Here is an 18,540-nt window from a genome sequence, read left to right as displayed (position 1 = left end):
TTTGCGCATTTGCTTGCGCCGCAAAACTTAGGGCAAGACCAGCTAAGACTATGAAGGTACGAGCAAAGAAGGACTTGGTTTGAGTCTTTTGGGTATGTGGCATCTCAAAAAAAGCGTATCGGTTTTTCATATAGCAGCGATGGTTGCATTTAGGTTGTTCTAAACTTTTTCTGTGTTCTGTTTTGGTCGGGTTCAGTCTCTTTGTGCGTTCATCATTTCAGTCGCTACGCACCTTCACTGCTGTGCATGGTACGGAATGGATGGTCAGCGCATCGTAGCTGGTCCTGTGAGCGTCGTAGCTGTGTCTCTTGCACGAATCAGAAATTGATGCTGAAAATCAATGTGAGACACTGCGTATTTTGAGCTGTCGGAATGATGAGTATGCAAACATAAGAAAATTTTTGTAAAGGGAAAGTTAAGTTTTTACATCATTTTCATTGCTGGTGCTTTTAGGGTGAGAGTCGATCAATTTGCCAAGTGCCGTTGTGCTGCTTGAGGTAGCGGAAGCGATCGTGCAGGCGCGAGGGTTGTCCTTGCCAGAATTGAATTTCATAGGGCAGCAGTCGATAGCCCCCCCAGAATGGTGGCAGTGGCACGTTGCCAGTTGGATGCTTGAGCGCTATTTCAGCGGCGCGTTTGAGCAGTTCTGCTTTGCTTGCAATAACCTGACTTTGATGCGATGCCCACGCCCCATAGCGGCTCGTGAGCGGACGCGAATTAAAATAGGCTTCTGATTCTTCACGACTGACTTTTTCTACCATGCCCATGATGGTGACTTGCCGCTCGAGCGCTTGCCAATGAAAACACAGTGCAGCGTATGGGTTTTCTGCAAGTTCTCTGCCCTTTCGGCTTTCGTAGTTTGTGTAGAAGACAAACCCGCGTTCATCCAAGCCTTTGAGCAGCACAACGCGTGCCGAAGGCTTGCCGTCTTTTGTTGCGGTCGCTAGTGTCATGGCGTTTGGCTCTTCAATGCCTGCAGCTTGGGCATCATGAAACCAGCGCTCAAACATCTTGAAGGGATTTGGTTCTAAATCTTTTTCGTTGAGTGTGCCCTTCCCGTATTCTTTACGCAAATCTGCAATAGACATAGCACAAAGTTTTTTCTTTGTTTCAGACTTATACTTCTACAATCATGTGTTGGCGTTCCGAGCACGTTTCAATGGCTTGATGCAATTTGTCAAGCAGCAAAAAGCCAAATTTACTGAAATAATACAACGCATTGACGGTGCGTTCCTGCAAACGATGATTAGGCAGCAGATTAGCTTCGCACTTTTCTATTTGCGCCACGATATCTTGATGACGCTGCTTTTCGGCACGAAACGCCTTTTCTTTGAGATGACTGAGTTGATAAAAAATTTTCCCGCTTGCCGTCTCTAAGGCATCTTTCAATGTTGGGTCAAGTTTGCCGAGCCTCTCGCCGAGCACCTGCAAGGCAGTTTTTACCTGCAATTCAGTTTGTGCAAACTGTGTCTCTACGCTTAGGTCTTCGAGTTTGTCGACAATTTGGCGTACGAGATGCTCTCTATCTGAAAAAAATTGTGCATAGAGCGTGTCAAGTGTACCGCTGCCCATCTGCTCGCTTAGTCTTGCAAACACTTTTTTCACCTTTGGCTCTACAATCGAGCAGCTATGGCGTGGCACGACCAGCGGCATCTCTAAGCCAAAGAATGCATAGTTCGATTTGAGTTGCGCTAAGTATGCAACTTCTGCTGGACCTGCGATATAGGCAAACGTTGGCACGGCCCAGTCTTGCATAATTGGGCGCAAGATGACATTTGCGCTGAAACGTTCTGGGGCATCTTCGACCAGTTCCAAGAGCTCACTTTTTGAGATAGCACGACGTGCAGGCTGCAAAAGATATAGTTCCCCTTGCTCGGGCTCTATGCGCCAGCGTTGATGATTTTCAATGAGGTAGAGATTAACGGGTTTTGCTTTGGCTTGTGCCTCATAGCCTGCGTCTTCCAGCAGAGCACTTTGAGCAATCACATTTCTCGAGCTTTCCGGTGCGGTCTGCAATTCTTTGAGAAAAAGTCGCTTGCAGAGCTTTTTATACTCTCGATCATCACTTGACAGAAAAATCAAGCCGTGTTCTTTGAAGAGTTCGCTCATCAGTTTTGCAAACGCCGAGAGCAAGCTTTCACCTTCACGGTACGTGCTACGAATCAGGTCGGAAACTTTTGCTTTGAACTCACTTGGTGGTAAGGCGGCGAGTGCTTCCGTAGTAAAGTGCGAAATTTCTGCGGTGAGTTGAATTCGCCCTGTCATCATGCGTTCCTTTACATGCGCTTCTTGATAGCGCAAAAGTCGCAGTTTGTTTTCCGACAGCAATCCCAGCGTTGCTACTTCGTCGTAGTCGTGGTCTTCACCCTCGAGCCAGAAGATCGGCACAAAGTCGTAGTCAGGAAAGTCTTGCTTCATGCGTTTAGCAAATGCAATGGCTGAGAGCGTTTTGTAAATCGTGTAAAGGTTGCCCGTCAGCACACCGACCTGCTGACCTGTAACGATGGCTACTGTTTTTGTCGATAACAGCTTTTGAATCTGCGCTAGTGTGCGCTCAGACGCACCGAACAGACGATTTTGTCGCTCCAAGATTTCAACCAGCTGGGCACGATGGTATGTTGTGCGAGCCAGAGTCTCTAATTTTTTCTGCTGTACATCTCTTTTGCGATAATCACCACAGAAGAATTTTTCGGCAATCTCACTTGCGCGCTCAGTCTCCGACACATAGTCCAAGAAAAGGGCGTTAAATGGGCGATGCACGCCACTAAACGCTGAATAAGGAATAGAGATGGTCATTTACTTTTTCAGATTCCATGTTCGCACAGTCTCAAGAAAAGCATAGTTGGTTTGGTCAAAGGAAATTGGCGTTACCGAGACATAGTCATTGCGGATTGCAAACTCATCATCTTCGAGACTATCGTCGTGCAACACCATTTCGCCGCGCAGCCAGTAATAGGGCTCGCCATAGGCATCTGCGCGCTCAATCATGGTCTCGTGCCAGCGTGATTTGCCTTGCTGCGTGATTGCCACACCTTTGATTTTATCTTCAGGCAAGTTGGGGATATTGACCGTAAGCAGGGTTTCTGCAGGTAAGCCGTGCTTTAAGACTTTGAGCGCCAGTTGCTTAGCAAATTTTGCGGCATATCTAAAATCTGGATTGCCGTATGTTGTCAGCGAGAAAGCAATCGCGGGGATTTTTGCAATGGCGGCTTCACGCGCAGCTGCAACTGTACCTGAATATAGAATGTTGATGGCAGTATTGCTGCCGTGATTGATGCCGCTGACGACCAAGTCGGGTTTTTCCGTCAGAATCTGCGCCAGTGCCGCTTTGACACAATCGACTGGCGTGCCTGAGACAGCATATCCAAAAATTTTTATGCTTGTAGGCTTTTTTGATGCGCAGCGGTTTGCCTAACGTCATGGCATGGCTCATGCCGCTCTGCGGCGCCGTAGGCGCAACGACCGTAATATCACCAATTTTACTCATGACTTTAGCCAGCACCTCTAAGCCTTCGGCATCTATGCCATCGTCGTTCGTTACCAAGATGCGCGGACGCCGATTAGTTTGATGATTTTCAGAAGAAAGGTTGGATGTTTTCTTAGAAGACCCTGTCGTTTTCTTGCTTGCCACAGATGTTTTTTCTTTACTGTTAAGCCTTAAAGATACAAAAAACTCGCTAACTTGTGATTTGCCATGTCCCAGCAATTTCCAGAGGATGCTCTGCACAACCCCGATTACATTGCCGTTCAACCCTCACCGATTCAAGGCTACGGCATTTTCACGCTCAAAGCCTGTCAGCAGGGCGAAATCATTATGGTCATTGATGGTGAAGTCATTGATGCAGACGAATGCATGCGGCGCGAAGCTGAAGAAGATAATGTCTATATTTTCTATCTCGATGAGCATCGTTATCTGGATACGGCGCAAAGCGGGAAGATTCGTTACATCAACCACAGCTGCGAGCCCAACGCACTTGTCGTAGAGCGCGACGCCAATTCACTCTACCTTGTTGCCGCACGCCACATTCAAGCCGGCGAAGAACTTACGATTGACTACGATTTCGAAGACATCTACGACTTGTGCCAACGCTACAATCCAGTCTGCAAAGCACGACTTGGTCTTTGTACCGCACTTCAAGCTCGTCAAGCCTCTCAACCTGACGAGTAGTGCGCGGCTTTTAGAAAATAGTACTAAAATGAGCGCAAGACTGTATTGCAGAGATAATGTTTGTCATCGCAGTAGGGATAATCGGTCGTGTAGTGCAAGCCACGCGATTCACGGCGCTTTATTGCACTCTCAATGATGAGTTTAGCGACTTTGATGATATTTCGCAGTTCAAGCAATCCTTCTGATACTTTGGTGCGCTTGTAATAGGCTTCAGTTTCTTCTTTGAGAAATTCAATGCGTCGGCGAGCACGCTCCAAGCGCAAATCACTGCGTACAATGCCAACATAGTCGTGCATGACTTGTTGGACTTCTTTGCGATTATGCGAAATCAAAATCCACTCTTCAGGTGATTCGGTGCCGCTTTCATCCCAGTCAGGAAATTCAATGCTATTAGAGACAGACTTAATGTTCTCACACATATCCAAATATGCACGATGTGAAAAGACAAGGGCTTCTAGCAGCGAATTGCTTGCCAGACGGTTTGCACCATGCACGCCAGTCGATGCCGTCTCTCCTGACGCATACAGTCGATTGATGGTTGTGCGTCCATAGAGATCTGTTGCCACACCGCCGCATGAATAATGCATTGCTGGCACTACAGGAATAAGTTCTTGTGTGATATCAATGCCAAGCATCAAGCAGCGCTCATAGATATTTGGAAAGTGCTCTTTGATTTGGTCGGCTGGCTTGTGTGTAATGTCTAAATAAACGCATTCATCACCTAACTTTTTCATTTCGCTGTCGATTGCGCGTGCCACAATGTCGCGTGGCGCCAGGTCTCGCCGTGCATCGTAGCGCGCCATAAAGGCTTCACCTTTTGAATTGCGCAAGATGCCGCCAAACCCGCGTATGGCTTCAGTGATAAGAAATGACTTAGCTTTAGGGTGATAGAGTGCAGTTGGATGAAATTGAATAAACTCCATGTTGTGAATTTCTGCACCCGCCCGATACGCCATCGCTATGCCATCACCTGTCGCAATGTCTGGATTGGTGGTATGCTGATAGACTTGACCGCACCCGCCCGACGCCAGCATGGTGAATTTGGCAAGAATTTTCTTGAAGCGTCGTTTCTTCGTATCCAGCGCATAGGCACCGTAGCACGTAATATCGTTTGTCTTTTTACGCAGATGATGCTCTGTGATAAGTTCAATAGCAATATGATGCTCGAGTATTTCGATATTGGGGTTTTCTGCCACTTTTGCAAGCAAGGCGCGCTCAATTTCGCGTCCGGTCAAATCTGCTGCGTGTAAAATGCGATGTCTGGAATGCCCGCCTTCACGGGCAAGGTCTGGCTTGCCATTTTTCATCGTAAATTGCACGCCCATTTCGATAAGCTCCTTGACATGCGCCGGTCCCTCCTTGACCAGAACTTCAACCGCCGTACGGTTGCATAGCCCCGCTCCCGCATTGAGTGTATCAGCAATGTGTAGGTCGTAATTGTCGTCTGGGGAGAGCACTGCCGCAATACCGCCTTGCGCCCAGTTGGTGTTAGAGTCCGAGCGCTCTTTTTTCGTAATAATCAGCACACTACCTAACCGCGCGGCTCTCAGCGCAAAGAACAACCCGGCAATTCCACTGCCGATAACCAGCATGTCGACTTTGATTTCTTCTGTCATCTTCGCCAAACTCCATGCGAACGATTGCGCCTTTTCACCACGCCTGAGACAGCTCAGCTGCAGGCTCTAAGGCTTTGCATTGCCCTCCCCTGCGACCGCTGGCGTAAAATAGCGCTCTTTAAGAGCATGCCACGCAATTGGCACAAGCGATAGCGCAATAACCACAATGATGACTTTATCAATCTCTCTTGCGATTGTTGGAAAAAGTTTGCCAAGAAAATATCCTACCAGCGTCATGCTTAACACCCAGAATATGCCACCAAAGATGTTGAAAGCTGCAAACTTTGGATATTCCATTTTGGCAACGCCAGCCATAGTCGGTGCAAATGTGCGAACAATAGGCACAAAGCGTGCAAGGATAATCGTCTTGCCGCCGTGCTTATCGTAGAAGGCTTGTGTCTGCTCTACGTACTTGCGTTTGAAGAATCGAGAGTCTGGTCGTTGCCAGAGCGCTTCACCTGCACGCCGTCCGATAAAGTAACCTGTAGCATCGCCTACAATTGCACAAACAATCAACAGTGCGTTGAGAAAGAAAAGATCCAGATCGCCACGTGCTGCAAAAATACCTGCAGTAACAAGCAGCGAATCACCGGGCAGAAAAAAGCCTGCCAGCAACCCCGTTTCAGCAAAGATCACCAGCGCCATAATCACATAGCCTGCTTTGACAATGGTCTCAGGTGCAATCAGGTGCCGAAGTTCATTGAAAAATTCCATATTTGAGAATTGATAAATTGATTGCGTTGTTTTTGCTTCTTACTGCTTTATGTTGCTTTGCAAAACAGCTATGAATTTACACAAAAAATTTTGACCTCTCCTGCCTGCTGCATCCTACCAGCCCCATGTGCCTTTGCCGCCTTTGAAGGGTCCAACAAGGTCACTTGTAATCCAGCCGCCGTAGAAATCACCTTCCTGTGCACTGACTTTTTCATCATCCACATAGCATGCATCGACACGGCTGGCGTAGAAAGCAAGATGATCTTTGAGTGCCGCATAGTTTGGCATCGGATTCGGATAACTCCACGCGGCATTGGGCGAAAGACAATTGCCAAATTCAAGATTCCAGTACATCGCGGCACCTTTAAACTCACACCACGATCGATGCATCGAAGCCTTCAGGCAGTTCATATCGATATCTGAAATTGGAATGTAGTAGGTGGGTGGGTGACTGGTTTCCAAAATGCGCAGTCCTCTGGTTGTATCGGCAATTGTTTTGCCTGCAAAGACCACGCGCAGCCGCCGTGCGGTCGGCTCAAGCCGTGGTGGACGCGGGTAATCCCAAACCGATTCTTTTTTCATTTTTCTGATGTCTTATGATATTCACGCGCCTGAATTGACACGAATACTATTGAAACTTGTAATTTTTCAAACCTGTAAATTATGACGAAAGTTTTTCGAGCTTTTTTGATACCTTTTGTCTTTGGCTTGAACCTTTCTACGCTGCCTGCACAACACTTCCCAACGCTTTCCGATACCTCAAAAACAGCATCATTTTCGCGCGAGCTTTTGCCATCGCTGCTGCCCTTCATTGAAGAATCGGCAAGAATCAGCGTTGAGCTTTTAACAGAGTGGAAGAAGTTTGAAAATGCTATCTTAGAGCGCGCCACGCGCATCACGGAACCAAGTCTACAGCGCTTTATCAAACGCAAAGCCTCCGAGATGAGCGCCTCACTTGATTCTGCTTCAACTGCGTTTCGTGCCGAGCAGTACGCCCGACTGCAAATCTTTCAGAACACGCTCCGCGCCCTTGCGCCCGATAGCCAGAAAATTGCACTTGAGAAAGCAAAACTTGCTGAATTTCATCATATAGAGCAATTTCAACGCGATTTGGAAGCACAGCTCAAGCAACACACTGCCACACTCTCTCAATATATCGAGGATTTGGTAGCCATTTCAGAAATGGGAATATCACACACTGCCAAAGCCAGACGCAATGCCACACCTGATGAAAGCGATGTGCTCTTGCCCGATATCCCTACGCCAATCGGACTGTATTTCAGCGCTTCATTCAATAGCCAATCAGTGTGGTATGGTCTTCAGCAAAACCTTAGCACGCGCAACGACTCCGACATCGTCAGCGCTGGCGCCATGTTTTTTTCTGCAACCTACACCCATCCCATCGGCATCTGGGGCAGTGTAGAAGCAGTTGGACTTTTTGGACAATCACAGTTCTTTGATCAATTCACCTTAAGCATCGGTGCAGAGCAGACTTTTTTTGAGGCGCTTTTAGTTGGAGCTAACTACTCACGCTATTTTTTCAGTCCTACAAGCGTGCAGTTTAGTTCCATCATTTCTGACAATCTGGGTACCTATCTTACCTACACCAATCCGATTCTGACGCCCAGCGTAAGCTTTAACTATGGATTTTCACGCACACTCAATAGCCTTTTCCTTACGCTAAGTCTTTCACGCACATTTAGCTTGGAGCAATTCTTTGGTGGGATTCTTTTCATTTCACCCAGCGCAACTTTTGACTTCGGCACGCTGCCACGCTACACGATTCGTTTGACCAGCGCACAACCAATGCTGCAACGCACTGCCTTACGCGACCAGCGGCGCAATTTGCTTATGCGTCAAGAACTCGTTACGGGTTCATTTTCTCCGCTTAGCGCCTCACTTTCGCTCTCGCTTAGTTATGCATTTGGGAGTTTTAGCCTCTCACCTGCAGCACATCTTGTCTTTCCACTCAATACGCCCAGCTATGTCCTTGAAATTCAACCGTCGCCTATTAGCATGCCTCGCACGTTCAGCGCAGTGAGCGAGCCCAAGAATGAGATTTTCTATTTCTCGGTTACACTCAGCGTTACACTCTGAGCCCTTTGCTTTATCGAGGATATGAAGACAACTTCGCTGTCTCTTGCTTGACGTGCGGCTCATACATTTCTTGGCGTTTGAGCAACGCATGTGCTGCACGACTGACGCGTCTTGCCAGATAGCTTGCAAACGCATCGGAGGCATTGACACACGGAATGTAGTAGGCTTGCTTAAAGCCTGCTTTCAGCATGTCTTCAGCGGCATGCTGTGTTTCGCTGCTATCAGCAAAGTAACCGCTTGCAAAAGCCATCATGGTTTCCACGCCGCGCTTTTTGAAGTGCTCAACAGTTTCTTTGAACGTTGGCGTTGTCCACTTGCCACCTACGGCATGATTGAGGTAACCGACGGCAATTTCGGAAAAATGGTGTCGCTTGTCGGCGCTGAGTAAAGCATGTAATCGTGCATAAAACGCTTCTGTTTCTTTAAGTCCATTGCGGAACGAAACTGGTGTGCCATCTTTGCGCGCAAGTACAGTGCCATGCATGATGAGAGCTAAGCCTGCTTTGCCTTCAATCTTTACGCGCTGTGCTTGCTCAATGATATGCTCGCAATACGTTTGTGCAAGTTCTTCATCGCGCCACAAGCCGCCCAGCACCGTTAGTTTAGCTAGCTCTTGTGCTGAAAACTCCTTTAGCGCAAACTTGCACAGTGTGCCGCACGAAAGTTCGCCATCAATCGGGTTCATGACCAGCACAATCACACCGTGATATTTTTGCATTGCCTCTGCCATTGCTTCTTCGGTATAAGGTGGGGTGGTTTCAAATGTCGTAAAGACATCGAGCGTGAAGGGTGCATTTGAGACAAGCGCGCTAAGATGCTCACGCAGTTTTTCAGCTTGCTTTCGTGTAATGGCGTTGTAAGGTGAGATATAGCCTGTGGTCTTATGCTTCATTAGCATCATAGCGCCACCGAAGACTGGAATGATGTTCATTGCCAGTTTCGGAATGTGCATGTAGGCAGATGCATGGTGAAAAATGTGTCGAATTTGGTCACGGTAGGCAGAAAAGCGAGGCGTTTCCACTTCCCCGTGCGATGAGACGATAACGGCAAACTGCTTCATAGTTTTTTCTCCACGGTTTAGCTTGCGAAAGTTATGGATTTTGCAAAGCTTCTCACAGCATACCACGCCTTGATTTTGTAATTTCTCTTGCAAAACAAGTCTGTCCAATGTTACAACTGCGTCTATTGGGTTTGCTTCTGCTGGTGATAGGTCTTTCTGCCATGCTTTGGCAAGGCTGCCGCACTAGCGAAAGTGCCACAGAACGCGACACACTTCCGCAATTTATTTACACCGTAGATGCCACTCAGCCCGCACGCGGTGAGTTTGCTATCACATTTTCTTTTGAGAGACTCTCGCTTGGCGAAGAAGAAATTTTCTCAATTCCTGCTTGGGCACCCGGCGCTTATCAATTTACACAGTACGGTCAATACATCACGGCACTGACGGCATTCGACCGCAGTGGCAACCGCCTAGAAGTTAAACAGCTCGATACAAATTCATGGAAAATACGCCCTGCGCACCAACTAGCTCGCCTTGAGTATCGTGTTGCAGAAATGCAACGCCCAGATTTGCTCTACCCTGAAACTACCGAACTCAATGATGCACGCGGTTACTTCAACGCTACCAATATCTTCGGATACTTGCAAGGCTACAAACATTTGCCGTGCCTTGTGCACTACCGCTTACCTGAAGGCTGGCAGATGGCATGCGCAATTGAGACCGCCCCTCACTCACTGACGGCACGCGCAAAAAACTATGACGAACTTGTCGATTCACCTGTTATGCTTGGCAGGTTTCACCGCTATGACTTTACGATCTTGAACAAACCGCATAGTGTGATTATTGATGCGGACAGTGCGCCACAGCCCGATAGTCTTATTGCTGTCATCAAAGAAATTGTGCTTGCGCACCATCATTTTTCGGAGAATTACCTTATGAGAAGTACTTGTTTCTTTTTCGCTTCGCACGTCCCAAATTTTTCATACAGTTCGGCGCACTCGAGCATCAACATTCTTCGGCATATTATATGCCGCTCTTTGATTGGAATAATGCCCGCTTTGACCCAATTGCCACCACCATTAGCCACGAGTTTTTTCACCTTTGGAATCCGAAGCGTATTCATAGCCATCTTTTAGGACCCTTTGATTATCAGACGCCGATACACACCTCCACAATTTGGTTCGTCGAAGGCATGACGGATTACTATGCTGAACTGTTGATGGTCAAGGCAGGCATTATTTCTGTAGATATGTTTTTACAGAATCTCTTGGAGCGAATTCGCTTGATGCAATCGCCACTTGGCAGCAGCAAGGAAAGTCTGGTTGCACTAAGCCGCCGCCTTGCCAAAATTGCAGACCCTTCAGAGATTATTCCATTCTATGTGCGTGGCACCCTTGTTGCGATGCTGCTTGATATTCATTTGCGTACCCATCACCCGCTTCAGCATGGCACCGATGAGCTTTTGCTCAAACTCAACGCAGAGTATGGCAAACCACGCAAGCCTTATCATGATGACTCACTTGTTACGATTCTCTCACGACTTTCAGAAGTCGATATTCAACCGTTTTACCAGCGCTTCATTGCAGGAAACGATACGTTGCCGCTTCATACCTACTTTGCTAAAGCTGGGCTGCACTACGGCAAGCGCAAGCAAGCTATTGCACAAATGGGCTATTTTATTCAGCCTGATTCCAGTGGGGCGCTTAAGGTCGCTTCGGTCTTGCCTGAATCGGCGGCAGAACGCATGGGCTTAAAGATCAATGATGAAATTTTAGCCATTGACGATTCAGACACAAGTCGGGCAGGTGCATTGCTCGAAAAAATCTTTTCACAGAAAGGTCTGAAGGCAGGCGCACCGATTATGATGCTTGTCCGACGCAAAAGTAAAGTGCTTAAACTTACAGGTAAAGTTGGCTCTCAGCAGCGCTTTGTAGATGTGCTTGAAGTCAGCTCTACTGCTCCGCTTTCAGCACAACAAATACGCAAGAAACTGTTCCACTTTGCACATTAACTACGGTGCGCATGGCTCTTATCATACTGTGAATTGCTCACGCTTTTGTATTTTGCAATTTATGAAAGTTTTACCAAATCCGTCATTAAGCTAAACCCGCTGTGCCAAAACGCAAAGACATTAAATCCATTCTCATCATTGGCGCAGGTCCCATCGTTATTGGACAAGCCTGCGAATTTGATTATTCGGGTACACAAGCCTGCCGCGCCTTGCGCAGTGAAGGCTATCGCATCATCTTGGTCAATTCTAACCCGGCTACGATTATGACCGATGTAGATGTTGCAGACCGTACCTACATTGAGCCAATCACACCTGAATATGTGCTTAAAGTTATTGAGCGCGAAAACCCGATGCGCTTCTGCCCACGATGGGTGGTCAAACGGCGCTCAATGTTGCGGTTCAGCTTGCTGAATCTGGTGAGTTAGAGCGCAATGGCGTTGAACTCATTGGGGCTAAACTGCGCGCGATTCGCAAAGCTGAAAACCGCGAACTCTTTGCTGATGCCATGAAAAAAATTGGCTTGGAAGTCCCGCGTGGGATTTTCGTGCGCAGCGAATCTGAGGCTGAATTGGCATTGAAGCAGTTAGGATTGCCGCTTGTCGTGCGTCCTTCTTTCACACTTGGTGGGACAGGCGGCGGCATTGCAGATACCGAGCAAGAGTATTTCGATATTGTCCGACGAGGACTTTCAGCAAGTCCGATTCGCGAGGTCTTGGTAGAAGAATCTATCGTTGGCTGGAAAGAATACGAATTAGAAGTCATTCGCGACCTTGCCGACAATGTCATCATCGTCTGCTCGATTGAGAACTTTGACCCAATGGGTGTGCACACAGGCGATAGCATTACGGTTGCCCCTGCACAAACGCTGACCGATAAGCAGTATCAAGCCATGCGCGATGCTGCAATTAAAATCATTCGTGAAATTGGTGTGGAGACTGGCGGCTCAAACATTCAATTTGCGGTGCATCCCGAAACGGGTAGAATGATTGTCATTGAAATGAATCCGCGCGTCTCGCGCTCCTCTGCACTGGCTTCGAAAGCTACCGGTTTTCCTATTGCAAAAGTTGCCGCTAAACTTGCCGTCGGCTATCGGCTCGATGAAATCCAAAATGATATTACCAAAACCACACCTGCGTCATTTGAACCTGCTCTTGACTACTGTGTCGTGAAAATCCCGCGTTGGGATTTTGAGAAGTTCCGCAATGTGGAAGATCGCTTAGGCATTCAGATGAAATCGGTCGGTGAAGCGATGGCGTTTGGACGCACTTTCAAAGAAGCCTTGCAGAAAGCCTTGCGTTCGTTGGAGATTGGCAGAGCAGGCTTAGGTGCCGATGGCAAAGATAAATATGATGTGCTCTCACTTTCGGAAGAGGAAAAGCGAGCGGCTAAAAGCAACTTCTTGGAGCGCATTAAAATCTCCACTTCTGACCGCATTTTTTACATCCGTTATGCTATGCTTGCAGGCGCAAGCGTCGATGAAGTCTATCACGCTACAAAAATCGATCGCTGGTTTCTCCACAATATCAAGCAGATTATCGATATGGAACTTGAACTTCGCCAACTTGCCATGGCGTAGTCTTCAAGTTTTGAGCGGAACGGTCTTACTACAATCGCGCGAAACGATCAGTGGCTTGAACCAGTGCGCTGCGTATACCCACTTCACTGGCCGCATGCCCTGCCTGCGGGACTATAATGAGTTCAGACTTTGGCAAGGCTTTATGCAGTTCCCACGCGGAAATCGGCGGACAAATTACATCGTAGCGTCCCTGAACAATAATTGTAGGCAAGTGCGCAATACGCTTTGCGCGTCGTAGCAGTTCATCATCGTGCTCAAAGAAGCCCTTGTTGATGAAGTAGTGGCATTCAATGCGTGCGAAAGCCACAGCGAAGTTGTCTGCCGCAAAGCGTGCAATGTGTTTAGGGTCAGCTTGCAATTTGCTTAGCGTCCCTTCCCACACACTCCATGCTTTCGCCGCGCGAAGACGTGTTGCAGCGTTAGGGCTTGTCAAGCGCTTGTAGTAAGCCGCAATCATATCTCCGCGCTCTTTGGGTGGAATCGGTTCAAGGTAATGCTCCCATGCATCAGGGAAAAAATAATTTGCACCTTCTTGATAAAACCAGTGCACTTCTTTTTGGCGCAAAAGAAAAATGCCTCGCAAAATCAATCCGGCGCAACGATTGGGATATGTTTCCGAATAGGCTAAAGCAAGTGTGCTGCCCCAACTGCCGCCAAAGACCGTCCACTTCTCTATGCCAAGCTGCTCACGCAGTCGCTCAATGTCAGCTACCAAATCCCATGTGGTGTTTTCACGCAGTTCAGCAAACGGTGTACTTTTGCCACAACCGCGCTGGTCGAAGAGCACTACGCGCCATTTTTTCGGATTAAAATACTGTCGATGCTGCGGCTCAATACCACCACCGGGTCCGCCGTGCAAAAAAACAACAGGCTTGCCTTTGGGATTACCTACTTCTTCATAATAAATGCGATGCATCTCTGAGACTTGCAAAAATCCTGTGCGATACGGCACGATTGGGGGATAGAGGTCGCGTAGTGTTCTACTTGCTCTTTTTGGTTTTGCTTCTGCGCTTTTCATCTACGGTTTTGTTTGATGACGTTTGCAATAGCTTTTTTGCACTGACCGCTGCAACTTTCTTTTTCGTGCCTGATGCTGATGCGCGCTTAGCTTTAAGTTCAGGTGAAAGCAGTTGAGCCCCTTGAGGTGTTTTAGCACTCTTCTTTGGAGCAACTTTGGCGCGCTCACTTGCACTTGGTTTCGGCGCTGCAGTTGCACTCGGCGTCGGTGTTTTACTTGTTTTTTTCGCACTCACTTTGAGCGTACGAGCCCGCAGCGCTTCTGTTGCTGCAGGTGTGGGCGTCGATTGCGCTGTCGTTTTTGCCTGAGTTATCGTGGATTTTTTAGGTGCTACAACTTCTGCTGATGTGTCAGCGCCGTTTGTTTGGAGACTATCTGTTGTCAGTTCAGGCTTTGCTTGGCGTCCACGCTTCGGTTTGGTCTCAGTGGGTGCAGGTGCAGCTTTCGCTTTTGTTGCTTTCTTTGTGCTTGCTTTTGCTGTCTGTGTGCGTGTGCTCGTCTTGCGTCTTGCAGGTGCCGCTGTGTCTTGAACTTGCTTTTCTTTTTCAGATTCTTCAGACTCCTGAGTCAGAGGTAGCTCAATTTCTTCGAGAATACTGATGTCGAGCGATTTCAAAAAGTCTTTGAGCCGATAGCCCGTGCGTTCAGCGTCACGCACCAGTTGGTTTAGTGTCTCAAAGCGTTTAGCAAACCGGTCTTCAAGGTCGGTTGTCAGTTTAGGCGGTGAAGATGTTGCGGCAAGGTCTTCAATAGCAGAGAGAGCATAGAGTGCGCTGACCAGCATTTCGAATCGTTCTTTGTTGAAATACTCTGTGCCTTGAAACACGTTAAGACCGATAAATCGGTCGGCTTCATGACTTTCCAGCAAGCCTTTGAGCGCGGTTTTGATGTCACGCGTCTCGCCCGTATATCGTTCGCGTTCTACCAGCAGGCGAATCAGTTCGGTTTCAGCATGTGCGCGGTTTTCATCCAGTTCAGATTGCGTGAGCGACTGCACGATGAATTTTTCCAAGCGCCAATCGCGCACCACATTGAGTTGAATATCGACGGCGGTCTGGCGCACGGCGTCTAAGTGCTGCACAAACAGCCAGATAAGGAGCACGCGCCATGCCGAATCACCATGATCTTCACGCGGCAAAAGTTGCCGGAAAAATTGTTTCCAGTCTTTTTCCTCATCGGCTGATAGGCGTTCAAGATTTGCCAGCATCATGAGCGCGACATATTTGTTTGCGCTCTCATCGATAAAATGCTTTTCGTCACCTACATGATTTTCGACTGTGTCTTTTGCTTGAAGAATTGCGCGGAGTTTTTCTTTGAAGAGCAAGACGGCTTGTGAATTGATTTTGCCATAGAGCCAGCCTTGCATCAACTCTTTGAGCACATCCGGGCAGATTGCCTCTGCAATAGCTTGATGGACAGGGCGCAAGCTAAGGTGCATCACTTCATCTTCAATCGATGGCACGCCCTGACCATTGAGCAGTCTTGCAAGCTCATCGTAAGGCTTGAGTTTTGTCGGTACCACTTCACGAAATTCCATAAAGACTGCATACTTGTAAGCCTGCAGTTCAAAATACATGCCTTGCTCGCTGAGTTCAGAATTGGCACGAATGTATTCAAGCCCTGAGATAAAATCGCGGAAGATGGTGTAGGTGTTTGGCTTTTGGCTTAGGTGCAAGGCTTCGGCAAGTGTGCGCTTTGTGAGCTGCCCCTCTTCAAGGAAAGCCACTGACGTGCGAATCCATCCGCGCGTTGTCGCAAATTTATTGTGATAAATCACAAGTGCTCTTTCATTGCCATATTGATTGCTAAAGGCAAAGACATTTTCATCGACCTTATTTTCGAGCGTAATAAAGTCGTAGAGATAGAAATTGTCGACTTCAGCAAAGAGATAGCGGCGCTTGAGCAGCGGGAAAATTTCTCGCTCATGTCGTGCAATGAGATATTCATCGGGCGTTTCGTTGTAGTAGGCACGTTGATACTCCATGCCATACCGCTCCGAGAACCCCTCGATTTGTCCGTGCGCAAACATTGGTAAGCCGGGCATGGTCACCATCATCACACAGACACCGAAGTACTTGTCGTCTTTACCAAATTGATTGACCGCAGTTTCTTCATCGGGGTTGCTCATGAAATTTACATAGCGTTTGAGAATGCGCGCATCATACTCGAGTGTGTTTTTAATCAGCGTGCGATATTTATCGTTCTCTTCTTTTTTGAACATATGCATGAACGCGCTGTTATAGACACGGTGCATGCCTAATGTGCGCACAAAGTAGCCTTCGAGCAGCCAGAAGGCTTCAGCAAGCAAGAGTGTATCAGGCGCTTCAGCTTGAACGCGGTCGACGACCTCGCGCCAGAATTCGTTTGGCATCAAGGCATCAAACTGTTCTTTTGTCATCGCAAAAGCTGCACGTGAGGCAATTGCGCCACCTTTGCCGGGCTCAGGGAACCATAGCCGTTGAATGTGTTGCTTTGTCAGCACCATAGCGGCATCAAAGCGAATGATGGGGAAAAGACGCGCCACGTGCAAAATAGTTTGAATTACGGCTTCACGCACTTCAGCTTTGAGGAAGTTGAGTTGTGCCGTGTCGTTCCAGGGCATGTTTGTGCCATCATTGCCGTGATAGATGTAGCGCACATCGCCAGTCCATCGGTCTAATCGCGCAAAGACAACGGCGGCATCGGTTTTGCGCCAGTATCCATCTTCAATGAAAATGCCGACACGCTCATCGCTTGAAAGGTCAGGTCCGTAGAAGGTGTAATTCGGATATGGTGGATAGTCTGTAGAGATAAACCAATCCGGATGCTGAATCACCCAGCGAGAGTCTATGCCAGTGTGATTAGGAACCATGTCACTGGCAAGCCGAATACCGTAGCGCCGAGCACGCTCACGCAACGTGTAGAGCGCTTCTTCACCGCCCAAGTCGCGCGCAATATCGTAGTCATAGAGCGAATACGCCGAAGCCACAGCGTCAATGTTGCCATTAAGATGCTTGATGCGTTTGGAGGCCACACTCCGTTCCCAGATTCCAATCAGCCAGAGCCCTGTAAAACCGCGCGCAGCAAGCGTGGCAAGTTCTTCTTCAGGAATCTGATCGAGCCGTGTCATCGCGCGTTGATATTTCTTAGAGAGCTGATCGAGCCAGACATAAGTATTTTTGGCTATCAACACCAGCCGAGGCATCCAATTCAGGTCAGGGCTAAAGCCTTCGGGCGCTTCGCCCTCTTCGCGGTACGTCGGCACCGGGGGTGTTTCTTTTTCACCCCATCCAAAGAACTCAACTTGTCTGACCTCAAGAGGGTGTTTGGCTTTGTCAGCTGCTGCCTCAGCCAGCATCTTGAAGTATTTGCCTTCTTCTTTGATGACATCCATCGCAAAGAGAATTCTCTCCAAGAACGGCGAGCCCACAAGAATGGCTTGCCAATTTTTGAAGATGAACTCTAACTGCCCCATGATGGAATTAGGTGCTGCAAGCATCGGTGCATACAGCAGTTTGAATAGCGATTGATTGTCCGGTCCAAAACGCGGCTGAGTCTCAAAGAAATTATCAATTTGCGTTACAGTGCTTTCGTAGAGTGACGTTGCACGCAACTCACGATCATCAATGAGGTCGCGGATTGTGGCGAAGGCAGGGTTCTCATTTTCAAGGAAAAGCAGCATGACTTCTTCGAGCACAATACTACGGTTGGGCGTCTGGTCGGTCTTGCCCTGAAGATAGCTTTCTACTGATTCGACGCCACGATAAACGCTCTGCGACGGGAAGTCGTAACTAAATTGCCTTAGGAACGTTTGCAACGCTGGCGTTGTGAGCACGACTTTGAGGTAATTGTCGCACTTTTGTAATGCTTCAGGATTGTAGTCGCGCTCATAGACACGCACAACGAAGTGAAAAATCTCGTGCATTAGCCCCATCGTATAGATGTCAGCGGCTCGAGCAAGTGCGGAACTTGGCACCCCTTCGGCACGGCGTACAGCATTGAGTTTTTCGGTAAAAAGCTGTGCGGCACGAAAATTTTCAAAAAGAATATCACCTCGCAGCGTGAAGAAGGTCTCGCTGAATTGGTAAGTATCCCGTGCTTTTCTGGAAAGATGAAATTCGTAGACTGCCATACTCATTGGTTGAGGTTTCGATCATAGATGAAAAAAGATAGCAAAAAAACTTTTTACGCTCTGAGCACGTCCGAACTTAACCTTGCACAATTTAGTCATCATGATTTTCTGCAGAAGCGTTGTAGAAGCGAGTGCTATATCCGACTTGTGTTCTTGCGATGGCAAGCAAGATATTGCTGAGACAAAATCAGGTGAGTCTTGCAGAGCGTTACGAGCTGCCCCTACGCAT

Annotated in this window: 12 protein-coding genes and 2 pseudogenes; 5 read left to right on the top strand and 9 right to left on the bottom strand. The window is 48.0% G+C overall.

Annotated features, from left to right (window positions below; all coding sequences use genetic code 11):
• Window positions 1-449: 449 nt before the first annotated feature.
• The 3 genes and pseudogenes from pdxH to CMR00_02490 all read right to left on the bottom strand — a co-directional run bounded on the left by pdxH (window position 450) and on the right by CMR00_02490 (window position 3,487).
• Window positions 450-1,088: a pyridoxamine 5'-phosphate oxidase gene (gene pdxH / locus CMR00_02500; GenBank protein ID PIO48963.1), complete on the bottom strand. Its 639-nt coding sequence runs from the start codon at window positions 1,086-1,088 to the stop codon at window positions 450-452.
• 28 nt (window positions 1,089-1,116) lie between these two features.
• Window positions 1,117-2,796, bottom strand: coding sequence for a bacillithiol biosynthesis cysteine-adding enzyme BshC (gene bshC / locus CMR00_02495; protein PIO48962.1), 1,680 nt, complete (start codon window positions 2,794-2,796; stop codon window positions 1,117-1,119).
• Window positions 2,797-3,487, bottom strand: a pseudogene (locus CMR00_02490) (5'/3'-nucleotidase SurE). It lies immediately after the preceding gene.
• A gap of 207 nt (window positions 3,488-3,694) precedes the next feature.
• Between CMR00_02490 and CMR00_02485 the strand changes: the two are divergent.
• Window positions 3,695-4,168 (top strand): hypothetical protein, encoded by a 474-nt coding sequence (locus CMR00_02485; protein ID PIO48961.1) that lies wholly within the window; start codon window positions 3,695-3,697, stop codon window positions 4,166-4,168.
• Window positions 4,169-4,191: 23 nt separating this feature from the next.
• Here the strand turns inward: CMR00_02485 and CMR00_02480 are convergent, their stop codons facing one another.
• The 3 genes from CMR00_02480 to CMR00_02470 all read right to left on the bottom strand — a co-directional run bounded on the left by CMR00_02480 (window position 4,192) and on the right by CMR00_02470 (window position 7,080).
• Window positions 4,192-5,784 (bottom strand): L-aspartate oxidase, encoded by a 1,593-nt coding sequence (locus CMR00_02480; GenBank protein PIO48960.1) that lies wholly within the window; start codon window positions 5,782-5,784, stop codon window positions 4,192-4,194.
• Between the two features lie 66 nt (window positions 5,785-5,850).
• Window positions 5,851-6,498: a hypothetical protein gene (locus CMR00_02475; GenBank protein PIO48959.1), complete on the bottom strand. Its 648-nt coding sequence runs from the start codon at window positions 6,496-6,498 to the stop codon at window positions 5,851-5,853.
• 114 nt (window positions 6,499-6,612) lie between these two features.
• Entirely contained in the window at window positions 6,613-7,080 is a 468-nt protein-coding gene (locus tag CMR00_02470) for a hypothetical protein (protein ID PIO48958.1), read from the bottom strand.
• Between the two features lie 81 nt (window positions 7,081-7,161).
• Here CMR00_02470 and CMR00_02465 point away from each other — a divergent pair, with 81 nt between their 5' ends.
• Window positions 7,162-8,595 (top strand): hypothetical protein, encoded by a 1,434-nt coding sequence (locus tag CMR00_02465; protein PIO48957.1) that lies wholly within the window; start codon window positions 7,162-7,164, stop codon window positions 8,593-8,595.
• 10 nt (window positions 8,596-8,605) lie between these two features.
• Here CMR00_02465 and CMR00_02460 read toward each other — a convergent pair whose 3' ends face one another.
• Window positions 8,606-9,763: a hypothetical protein gene (locus CMR00_02460; GenBank protein ID PIO48956.1), complete on the bottom strand. Its 1,158-nt coding sequence runs from the start codon at window positions 9,761-9,763 to the stop codon at window positions 8,606-8,608.
• Between CMR00_02460 and CMR00_02455 the strand changes: the two genes are divergently transcribed.
• The 3 genes and pseudogenes from CMR00_02455 to CMR00_02445 all read left to right on the top strand — a co-directional run bounded on the left by CMR00_02455 (window position 9,763) and on the right by CMR00_02445 (window position 13,182).
• Complete coding sequence (locus tag CMR00_02455) at window positions 9,763-10,731, top strand: hypothetical protein (protein ID PIO48955.1); 969 nt, start codon at window positions 9,763-9,765, stop codon at window positions 10,729-10,731. The two genes, CMR00_02460 and CMR00_02455, sit on opposite strands and share 1 nt — an antisense overlap.
• On the top strand, window positions 10,623-11,606 hold the full coding sequence (locus CMR00_02450) for a hypothetical protein (protein PIO48954.1): 984 nt from the start codon (window positions 10,623-10,625) through the stop codon (window positions 11,604-11,606). Before CMR00_02455 ends, CMR00_02450 begins: the two co-directional genes overlap by 109 nt.
• A 101-nt stretch (window positions 11,607-11,707) precedes the next feature.
• A pseudogene (locus CMR00_02445) lies at window positions 11,708-13,182 on the top strand (carbamoyl-phosphate synthase large subunit).
• Between the two features lie 28 nt (window positions 13,183-13,210).
• Here CMR00_02445 and pip read toward each other — a convergent pair.
• Window positions 13,211-14,200: a prolyl aminopeptidase gene (gene pip, locus CMR00_02440; GenBank protein ID PIO48953.1), complete on the bottom strand. Its 990-nt coding sequence runs from the start codon at window positions 14,198-14,200 to the stop codon at window positions 13,211-13,213.
• Window positions 14,163-18,317 carry an alpha-amylase gene (locus CMR00_02435; GenBank protein ID PIO48952.1) on the bottom strand — a complete coding sequence of 1,385 codons (4,155 nt, stop codon included), beginning with the start codon at window positions 18,315-18,317 and terminating at the stop codon, window positions 14,163-14,165. Before CMR00_02435 ends, pip begins: the two co-directional genes overlap by 38 nt.
• Window positions 18,318-18,540: the final 223 nt, after the last annotated feature.

Source organism: [Chlorobium] sp. 445, from assembly GCA_002763895.1.
Classification (GTDB): Bacteria; Bacteroidota; Chlorobiia; order Chlorobiales; family Thermochlorobacteraceae; genus Thermochlorobacter.
The sequence above is the reverse complement of the archived record's forward strand: the minus strand, read 5'-3'. Positions and strand labels throughout refer to the sequence as shown.